We start from the raw sequence: 9,998 nt of genomic DNA on the forward strand, positions 1-9,998 counted from the left end.
GCCCTCACGGCACAACCTGGTTCCTTTTCCGGCGCGTCAATGTTCTATTATCAGGGGTGAGTCTTTCATCACAGATAACAAGGAGCCGCACTGACCGCATGGAAATCTTCTTTACCATCCTCATTATGACCCTCATGGTCTCGCTCTCCGGCGTCGTGACCCGCATGTTGCCGTTTCAGATCCCGCTGCCGCTGATGCAGATAGCCATCGGTGCGCTGCTCGCCTGGCCTACGTTTGGTCTGCACGTTGACTTCAACCCGGAGCTGTTCCTGGTCCTGTTCATTCCGCCGCTGCTGTTTGCCGACGGCTGGAAAACGCCGACCCGCGAATTTCTCGATCATGGCCGTGAAATCATCGGCCTCGCGCTGGCGCTGGTGGTGCTCACCGTCGTCGGCATCGGTTTTCTCATCTACTGGATGGTGCCAGGCATCCCGCTGATCCCCGCGTTCGCGCTCGCAGCCGTGCTGTCGCCCACCGATGCGGTGGCGCTCTCCGGCATCGTCGGCGAAGGTCGCATTCCGAAAAAAATCATGGGGATTTTGCAGGGCGAGGCGCTGATGAATGACGCCTCTGGTCTGGTGTCCCTGAAGTTCGCCGTCGCGGTCGCGATGGGCACGATGGTCTTTACGGTGGGCGGCGCGTCGCTGGAGTTTTTAAAAGTGGCGATTGGCGGCCTGCTCGCCGGTATCGCCGTCAGCTGGCTGTATGGCCGCTCGCTGCGTTTGCTGAGCCGCTGGGGCGGCGATGAGCCCGCCACGCAGATCGTTCTGCTGTTTCTGCTGCCGTTCGCGTCCTACCTGATTGCCGAACATATCGGCTTCTCCGGCATTCTGGCCGCGGTGGCCGCCGGGATGACCATCACCCGCTCCGGCGTGATGCGCACCGCGCCGCTGGCGATGCGCCTGCGCGCCAACAGCGTCTGGTCGATGCTGGAGTTTGTGTTTAACGGCATGGTTTTCCTGATGCTCGGTCTGCAATTGCCAGGCATTATGGAGACCTCGCTCGCCGCCGCCGAACTGGATCCGAACGTGGAAACCTGGATGCTGTTCATGGATATCGTCCTCATTTACGGGGCGCTGATTGGCGTGCGTTTCCTGTGGCTGTGGATTATGAAGCGCTTTAGCCTGCGTTTTCTTAAGAAGAAGCCGCTGACGTTTGGCGCGTACTCCACGCGTGAGCTGCTGGTCGCCTCGTTCGCCGGGGTGCGCGGGGCGATTACGCTTGCCGGTGTGCTCTCGATCCCGCTGCTGCTGCCGGACGGCTCGCCCTTCCCGGCGCGCTATGAGCTGGTGTTCCTCGCGGCGGGCGTCATTCTCTTCTCGCTGTTTGTCGGCGTGATCCTGCTGCCCATTTTGCTGCAACAGGTTGAAACGCCGGACCACGGACTGGCTCATAAAGAAGAGCGTATGGCGCGTGCGGTAACGGCGGAAGTAGCGATTACGGCCATCCAGAAAATGGAAGAGCGTCTGGCTGCCAATACCGAAGAGAACATCGACGATCAGTTGCTAAAAGAGGTTTCGGCGCGTGTCGTCGGGAACCTGCGCCGCCGCGCCGACGGGCGCAACGACGTGGAAAACAGCGAGCTTGAGGAAAACCTTGAGCGTCGTTTCCGTCTTACCGCGTTGCGTGCGGAGCGCGCCGAGCTGTACCACCTGCGCGCCACGCGGCAAATCAGCAACGAGACGCTGCAGAAAATGCTGCACGATATGGACTTGCTGGAAGCGCTGCTGATGGAGCGTAAATAACACTAACCGCCGGGCTTGCCCGGCGGTTTTTTGTTATCGTCCCTGAAGCCGCCGCACCAGCTCGAACTCCCTGAAGTTCACCGGCCGCTGTTGCTGCATTGAGAGATTCCCGGCGATGCCCGTCAGAATCGACATCGCGCCCGCGCGGTGATCGGCGGCGCGTTGCAGCGGGTCATCGCCCGGTTCGCCAAAGAGATCCGCCAGCATCGCATTATCACCGCCGCCGTGACCGCCTTCGCCGAGCGTAAAATCCGCTTTCCAGGGTGCGGCGAACATCGGGTACACCGTGATATCGCAGCGATCGAGGCTCCCTTCGGCTTCGCGCAGCCCGCCGCCGTTAACATAGGAGTTCTCCACCAGCTTCATCTCAAGCCGCCCGCGGCTACCGTTAAACACCACGTTCAGCCCCTCCTGCGGCAGATACGCGTTGAGCGAATACGTCATCTGCGTCTGGTTCTGGTATTTCACCAGCACCGAGAGCGTGTCTTCAATGGTGATACCGTCGCTAAAGACGCTCTGATCGCGAAAGTAGCTATCCTCATGTTCGGCATCCAGATAGAGCGCTTTTAGCTGCGCGCTCTCTTCCATATGCAGCGCGAATGGGTCGTCTTTCGCCGCCGCATAGCCGTGGGCGCGCGGGTAGAAGGACGAGACGCCGCGCTTCTCGGCGTTTTCCCGGCCATAAAAGCGTAGCGCGCCCTCCGCGTATACGCGCTCCGGGTAACTGCCGAGCCAGAAGTTCATCAGGTCGAAATGGTGCGTGGATTTATGCACCAGCAGGCCGCCGCTGTTGCGCTTCTCCCGGTGCCAGCGGCGGAAATAATCCGCGCCATGTTCCGTGTTCAGCAGCCACTCGAAATGCACCGAAAACACGTCGCCGATGGTGCCGCTCATTAGCAGTTCGCGCACTTTGCTGTGGTGCGGCGCGTAACGGTAGTTGAAGGTGACGCGCACCTGGCGGCCCGTCTCTTCGATGGCGTCGAGGATACGCAGCGCGCGCGTTTCATCAATGGTCATCGGTTTTTCGGTAATGACATCACAGCCCGCGTGGAGCGCGCGCACGATATAGTCGTCATGGGTGCGGTCGATCGTGGTGACGATAAGGGTATCGGGCTGCGTCTCCTGGATCATGGTTTCAAACTGTTGCGCAGCAAAGCAGGGCACCGGCGGCGCGCCCGCCTTTTCCAGCAGGCTGTTGGCGTAGCGCATACGGGTGTGGTTGGTGTCGCAAAAGGCGACCATCCGCGCGCTGTCGCGAAATGTCCTGCCGACAGCCTCGATATACATCCCGGCGCGCCCGCCGGTTCCCACCAGGGCGTATTTCTTCATAGCGTCCTCTCAGCAAAAGGGAATGTCGTATGGATAAAATAAAAACGTCGTTTCATTTTGCTAATGTAGCGCTATCGGCAGGTTTGGATATGGCGGAGGGGGAAAAATGTGATCCCCGGCCGCAATGGCCGGGGGAAGGGGTTAGTGCGAGCGGCCCTGTTCGATGCCAAGACCGGTCTGCGAGCGGATAAACTGCGCGCGGAACTGCTCGCGCTCCAGGTTGCCCTCCGGGCTGTTATCGGTCGCCGAGAAAATCCAGATGCCGATAAACGCGACGGCGATGGAGAACAACGCTGGGTACTCATACGGGAACACCGGCGCGCTATGGCCGAGCACCTGCACCCAGACGGTCGGGCCAAGCACCATCAGGATGACGGCCGTCAGGAGGCCCAGCCAGCCGCCAATCATCGCGCCACGGGTGGTCAGCTTCGACCAGTACATGGAGAGCAGAATTATCGGGAAATTACAGCTGGCGGCAATCGAGAACGCCAGGCCCACCATGAAGGCGATATTCTGTTTCTCAAAGAGGATGCCGAGCAAAATAGCCACCACGCCGAGCACCAGCACGGTGATTTTCGATACCCGTAGCTCTTCACGCTCGGTCGCGCCCTTGCGGAACACGTTGGCGTAGAGATCATGCGATACCGCCGAAGCGCCCGCGAGCGTCAGGCCGGCGACCACCGCCAGGATGGTGGCGAAAGCGACCGCCGAGATAAAGCCCAGGAACAGATTGCCGCCCACCGCGTCGGCCAGATGCACCGCCGCCATATTGTTGCCGCCAATCAGCGCGCCGGCGGCGTCTTTAAAGGCCGGGTTGGCTCCCACCAGCATGATGGCGCCAAAGCCGATGATAAAGGTCAGAATGTAGAAGTAACCCATAAAACCGGTGGCGTAAAAGACGCTTTTACGCGCTTCGCGGGCATCGCTGACCGTGAAAAAGCGCATCAGAATATGCGGCAGACCCGCGGTGCCGAACATCAGTCCAAGGCCGAGCGAGAGCGCCGAGACCGGATCTTTCACCAGCCCGCCAGGGCTCATGATGGCGCTGCCTTTCGGGTGCACCGCCATCGCCTCAGAGAACAGATTGTTGAAGCTGAAACCGACATGCTTCATCACCATAAACGCCATAAAGCTTGCGCCAAACAGCAGCAGCACGGCTTTGATAATCTGCACCCAGGTGGTCGCCAGCATGCCGCCGAAGAGCACGTACATCACCATCAGCACGCCTACCAGCACCACGGCGACGTGATAGTTGAGGCCGAACAGCAGCTCAATCAGCTTGCCCGCGCCGACCATCTGCGCAATGAGATAGAGCGCCACTACCACCAGCGAGCCGCAGGCGGAAAGCAGGCGAATGGGCCGCTGCTTCAGACGGTAAGAGGCGACATCCGCGAAGGTATAGCGCCCGAGGTTGCGCAACCGCTCGGCGATTAAAAACAGAATAATCGGCCAGCCTACCAGGAAGCCCAGCGAGTAAATCAGCCCGTCGTAGCCTGACGTGTAAACCAGTGCGGAAATCCCCAGAAAAGACGCGGCGGACATAAAATCGCCAGCAATCGCAAGGCCGTTCTGGAAGCCGGTAATGTTGCCGCCCGCCGTATAATAATCGCTGCGCGAGCGGGTGCGTTTTGAGGCCCAGTATGTGATGCCAAGCGTCAGCGCCACGAAAATCAGGAACATGATTATCGCCTGCCAGTTGGTCGGCTGGCGCTCAACATTACCGGTGAGCGCGTCAGCCAGGACCGCGGGCGACAGGGTCATCAGCAGCGGAAAAAGCATCCTTTTCATCATGACTGCACCTCTTTGAGCACCGCATGGGTCAGACGGTCAAATTCGCTGTTGGCGCGCCAGACATAGACGCCCGTGAGAATAAACGAAATCAGGATAACGCCGATGCCTATCGGAATGCCGCGCGTGACGCTGCTGCCAGGCGAGAGCGGCGTGCCGAGCCAGCCCGGCGCGAACGCGATAAGCAGGATAAAGCCGACGTAGATAATCAGCATGATGATGGACAGGATGAAGGCAAACCGTTGCCGTTTATGAACTAACTCCCTGTAAGGCGCACTGTTCTCTATCTGCTGACAAATATCGTTATTCATCATCGCAGTCTCCAGAAGTAGGGTAGGGGTTTTATTATCAGTAGGGTGATTTCCCCTCCCCGTTGCGGGGAGGGAGCCGCCAGGAGCGGTGTTCGGTTATGACGGCATCGCGATGGACTGCTTCTCTTCGAGCAGTTTTTCCACCACGCCCGGATCGGCGAGCGTCGAGGTATCGCCGAGGTTGCTGGTATCGCCTGCGGCGATTTTGCGCAAAATGCGGCGCATGATTTTGCCGGAGCGGGTTTTCGGCAGCGAATCCGTCCAGTGCAGCACGTCCGGGGTCGCCAGTGGGCCAATCTCTTTGCGCACCCAGTTTCGCACTTCGCTGTAAAGCTCTGCGGTGGGTTCCTCACCGTGATTCAGCGTCACGTAAGCGTAAATCGCCTGGCCTTTGATACTGTGCGGAATACCCACCACGGCGGCTTCGGCGATTTTCGGATGCGACACCAGCGCAGATTCAATCTCCGCCGTGCCGAGACGATGGCCGGAGACGTTCAGCACGTCATCCACGCGCCCGGTTATCCAGTAGTAGCCATCTTCGTCGCGACGCGCGCCGTCGCCACTGAAATACATGTTTTTAAAGGTCGAAAAATAGGTCTGCTCGAAACGCTCGTGATCGCCGAACAGCGTACGCGCCTGGCCTGGCCAGGAGTCGGTAATCACCAGATTGCCTTCAGTGGCGCCCTGTTGGGGGTTGCCTTCGTTATCCACCAGCGCTGGCTGCACCCCAAAGAATGGACGCGTGGCGGAACCGGCCTTGAGCTCGGTCGCGCCCGGCAGCGGCGTTATCATGAAGCCGCCGGTTTCTGTCTGCCACCAGGTGTCGATAACCGGGCATTTTTCGTTGCCGATTTTCTTCCAGTACCACTCCCAGGCTTCCGGGTTGATGGGCTCGCCCACCGAGCCGAGAATGCGCAGCGACGAGCGGTCAGTGCCGTCGATGGCTTTATCGCCTTCGGCCATCAGCGCGCGAATGGCTGTCGGCGCAGTATAGAGAATATTGACCTTATGCTTATCCACCACCTGCGCCATGCGGTTGGCGGATGGCCAGTTCGGCACGCCTTCAAACATCAGCGTGGTCGCGCCGCAGGCGAGCGGCCCGTAGAGCAGATAGCTGTGTCCCGTAACCCAGCCCACATCCGCAGTACACCAGTAAATATCGCCCTGATGGTAATCGAAGGCGTACAAAAAGGTTGTGGCCGCATAAACCAGATAACCGCCGGTCGTGTGCAGCACCCCTTTCGGTTTGCCGGTCGAGCCGGAGGTATAGAGGATAAATAGCGGATCTTCAGCGTTCATCTCTACCGGCTGATGGTGCGCGCTGGCTTTTTCTACCAGCTCGTTCCACCAGAGATCGCGCCCTTCATGCCATTCGGTCGCGCCGCCGGTGCGTTTAAAGACCACCACATGTTCAACGCTGGTCACGCCCGGGTTTTTCAGCGCGTCATCGACGTTCTTCTTAAGCGGGATTGCACGGCCAGCGCGTACGCCTTCGTCCGCGGTGATAACCAGACGGGCGCTGGAATCGATAATGCGCCCGGCAACGGCCTCCGGCGAAAAGCCGCCGAAAATGACCGAATGCACCGCGCCGATACGGGCGCAGGCGAGCATGGCGACTGCGGCTTCCGGCACCATCGGCATATAGATAGCGACAACATCGCCTTTTTTGATGCCAAGATCGGTCAGCGTGTTGGCAAAGCGGCAGACGTCGCGATGCAGTTCGCGATAGGTGATGTGTTTGCTCTGGGTGGCGTCGTCGCCTTCCCAGATGATCGCGGTTTGATCGCCGCGCTCGTTAAGATGTCGGTCAAGACAGTTCGCCGCCAGGTTTAGCGTGCCGTCTTCATACCATTTAATGGAGACATTGCCAGGTGCGAAGGAGGTGTTTTTCACCTTCTGGTAAGGGGTGATCCAGTCGAGGATTTTGCCCTGTTCGCCCCAGAACGCATCAGGGTCATGTACAGATTGCTGATATTTCGCATCATATTGTTCGGGCGTTATCAGGCAGCGTTCCGCGATAGCCGCGGGAATAGGGTGTTTGTGGATTTGGCTCATGGCTTTTTTCTCCTTTTAGATGTTAATGATATGTCACGCAAAAGTTAAGAACAGGCTCGAGAATAGCTTTGTTTACTTTTTGGGCGGCAGATCACGCATTCCCGAAACTGCATGAAAATTCATCAAACGAATCTTTCAAGGAAAATAATTGCTGTTAAGTATTATTTGCTGACTCGATTTTATAATCCTTTTAATAACATTGGCTTATAAGTGATTATCGCGATAAATTAGGGTTATTAAGGCAAATTTCAGTGAATATGCCTGTTCTTAAAGGGTTGCGCAGGATGCCGTGCAAGTGGTACTGATTAAACGCGTTAAAAAACCCCACAATATCACCCAACGTTTGTCATACCCCTTTCAGCTTGCGTCGTTCTCATTCGAGCACGCGTGGGAATGGCGCTGTAATTTAGGAAGTAAAGTCGTTATGAAAAACAGTAAAATCAGCCTGGCCTGGCAGATCCTGCTGGCCCTGGTGCTGGGTATTCTTCTGGGCAGTTTTCTTCATTATCAGACGGATAGCCGTGAATGGCTGGTGACTAATCTCCTTTCGCCCGCAGGCGACATTTTTATTCATCTCATCAAAATGATTGTGGTGCCGATTGTTATCTCCACGCTGGTGGTCGGGATTGCCGGTGTCGGCGATGCGAAACAGCTTGGGCGCATCGGCGCGAAAACCATCCTCTATTTTGAAGTGATCACCACCGTCGCGATCGTGCTTGGCATTACGCTTGCGAACGTGTTTCAGCCAGGCAGCGGCATCGATATGTCGCAGCTGGCAGCGGTGGATATTTCAAAATATCAGCATACGACCGAAGAGGTGCAGAGCCACGCTCACGGCCTGATGGGTACCATTCTGTCGCTGGTGCCGACCAATATTTTCGCCTCGATGGCGAAAGGCGAAATGCTGCCCATCATCTTCTTCTCGGTCCTGTTCGGCTTAGGGCTGTCTTCGTTGCCGGCCGCACATCGTGAACCTCTGGTGACGGTGTTCCGCTCCGTGTCCGAAACCATGTTTAAAGTCACCCATATGGTGATGCGCTATGCACCGGTGGGGGTGTTTGCGCTGATCTCGGTAACAGTGGCGAACTTTGGTTTCGCATCGCTCTGGCCGCTCGCGAAACTGGTCATTCTGGTGTACGTGGCGATTCTGTTCTTCGCGCTGGTGGTGCTCGGCGCGGTGGCGCGGATGTGCGGGCTGCGCGTCTGGACGCTGATCCGCATTCTGAAAGATGAGCTGATTCTGGCCTACTCCACGGCAAGCTCTGAAAGCGTGCTGCCGCGTATTATCGAAAAAATGGAAGCCTATGGCGCGCCTGCTTCCATCACAAGCTTTGTAGTCCCTACCGGCTACTCCTTTAACCTCGACGGCTCCACGCTCTACCAGAGCATCGCGGCGATTTTCATCGCGCAGCTTTACGGTATTGAGCTGTCGCTGGGCCAGGAAATTATCCTGGTGCTGACGCTGATGGTGACCTCAAAAGGGATCGCGGGCGTCCCGGGCGTCTCTTTTGTGGTGCTGCTGGCGACGCTTGGCAGCGTGGGCATTCCGCTGGAAGGCCTGGCCTTTATCGCGGGCGTTGACCGTATCCTCGACATGGCGCGCACCGCGCTGAACGTGGTGGGTAATGCGCTGGCGGTGCTGGTTATCGCCAAGTGGGAGCACAAATTCGACCGCAAAAAAGCGCAGGCTTATGAGCGCGAGGTGCTTGGCCGGTTCGACAGTACCGCCAACGATTAACGTTCTGCGCTGAACGCCTGCAATTTAACGTACTGCAAACCCCGCTCCGGCGGGGTTTTTTATGGCTCCGGCGGCGCGCTGAATGCCGTGTACGAGAGGCTTACGACCTGCCAGCCCGCGCCAACGCTGCCGGCGTAAAACAAGGCGGTGTAAACAAGGTGGCGTACCGCCAGAGGTGATACGCCGATAACCGTAAAAACGGGTGCGTTAAGCACTCAACGCCAGCAAGTCGGGCGGAGCGAACTCCGCCCGGAAAGCATTATCGGTCAGAGCAGGCAAGCCGTGCCGCCACCTCCTTATTTCCGTGCTTTATCGTTAACTCACATAACGTGCCGTGGTTAATTAAAGCGAAAATTAATATCGTGACGCAAAATACAACGAAACATGCGAAAAGATATTTGAGTGGCTTCATGCCTTTTACTCCTTGCCTTTCGGCGAGTAAGCGGCTAATCTCAACTTGTTGGGAGTTGAGGGTTAGCCTCGGGTTAATAGGAATATTGCCCGGGGCTTTCTTCTTTCTGTCCCTCGCGTCGGCTTAAGACAGAAAGTCTTAAGCACCTGACGTCCATCATAATGCTCATCACGCCTGATTTAAATAAAAATCCAAATGTAATTTAACGCGGGTTTGTTGCATTTATTTTGGTGATGGATATTAAATGGCCGCAGAGTAATATGAATATACGTGCCGTTTTTAGCGCAATAAAATCTCATATACCTACGAGCAGACCAAATTATGCGAGCAGAAAAAATGGGTGCGTTAAGTCCTCAACGCCCGGCAAGCCGGGCGAGGAAACCCCGCCCGGGAGAGCCTTACTTGTCCTTACAGGAAAGCTTAGCTGCCACTTCCTGGTTGCCGCTTCTGATGGTAAACTCGCATAACATACCCCGATTCATTAAAGCAAAAATCAAAATAGTTACGCAGACCACTAATAAACAGGCCAGTAAATAACGCAGTGGCATCATGCCTTTTACTCCTTGCAATTCGATGAGTAAGAGGCTAATCTCAACTTGCTGATGGTTGAGGGATAGCCT

General features: G+C 57.0%; 8 protein-coding genes. 2 read left to right on the top strand and 6 right to left on the bottom strand.

Annotation, left to right across the window (positions count from 1 at the left end):
* Positions 1–98: 98 nt before the first annotated feature.
* Positions 99–1,745 carry a Na+/H+ antiporter gene (locus AFK63_RS00915; RefSeq protein ID WP_038867391.1) on the top strand — a complete coding sequence of 549 codons (1,647 nt, stop codon included), beginning with the start codon at positions 99–101 and terminating at the stop codon, positions 1,743–1,745.
* Between the two features lie 33 nt (positions 1,746–1,778).
* On the opposite strand, the gene AFK63_RS00920 is transcribed toward AFK63_RS00915, so the two are convergent.
* From AFK63_RS00920 to acs, 4 genes are all read right to left on the bottom strand, one after another.
* Positions 1,779–3,074, bottom strand: a complete 1,296-nt coding sequence (locus AFK63_RS00920) for a Gfo/Idh/MocA family protein (protein WP_038867392.1) — start codon at positions 3,072–3,074, stop codon at positions 1,779–1,781.
* 141 nt (positions 3,075–3,215) lie between these two features.
* Positions 3,216–4,865 carry a cation/acetate symporter ActP gene (actP, locus tag AFK63_RS00925; protein ID WP_038867393.1) on the bottom strand — a complete coding sequence of 550 codons (1,650 nt, stop codon included), beginning with the start codon at positions 4,863–4,865 and terminating at the stop codon, positions 3,216–3,218.
* Complete coding sequence (locus AFK63_RS00930) at positions 4,862–5,173, bottom strand: DUF485 domain-containing protein (RefSeq protein ID WP_038867495.1); 312 nt, start codon at positions 5,171–5,173, stop codon at positions 4,862–4,864. The genes actP and AFK63_RS00930 overlap by 4 nt, the downstream gene beginning before the upstream one ends.
* Before the next feature lie 96 nt (positions 5,174–5,269).
* Complete coding sequence (gene acs, locus AFK63_RS00935; RefSeq protein WP_038867395.1) at positions 5,270–7,228, bottom strand: acetate--CoA ligase; 1,959 nt, start codon at positions 7,226–7,228, stop codon at positions 5,270–5,272.
* 424 nt (positions 7,229–7,652) lie between these two features.
* Here acs and gltP point away from each other — a divergent pair, with 424 nt between their 5' ends.
* On the top strand, positions 7,653–8,966 hold the full coding sequence (gene gltP / locus AFK63_RS00940) for a glutamate/aspartate:proton symporter GltP (protein ID WP_038867496.1): 1,314 nt from the start codon (positions 7,653–7,655) through the stop codon (positions 8,964–8,966).
* Positions 8,967–9,225: 259 nt separating this feature from the next.
* Here gltP and AFK63_RS00945 read toward each other — a convergent pair whose 3' ends face one another.
* Complete coding sequence (locus AFK63_RS00945) at positions 9,226–9,378, bottom strand: Hok/Gef family protein (protein ID WP_032966408.1); 153 nt, start codon at positions 9,376–9,378, stop codon at positions 9,226–9,228.
* Between the two features lie 398 nt (positions 9,379–9,776).
* On the bottom strand, positions 9,777–9,929 hold the full coding sequence (locus tag AFK63_RS00950) for a Hok/Gef family protein (RefSeq protein ID WP_038867402.1): 153 nt from the start codon (positions 9,927–9,929) through the stop codon (positions 9,777–9,779).
* Positions 9,930–9,998: the final 69 nt, after the last annotated feature.

This window comes from Cronobacter muytjensii ATCC 51329, from assembly GCF_001277195.1.
Lineage (GTDB): Bacteria > Pseudomonadota > Gammaproteobacteria > Enterobacterales > Enterobacteriaceae > Cronobacter > Cronobacter muytjensii.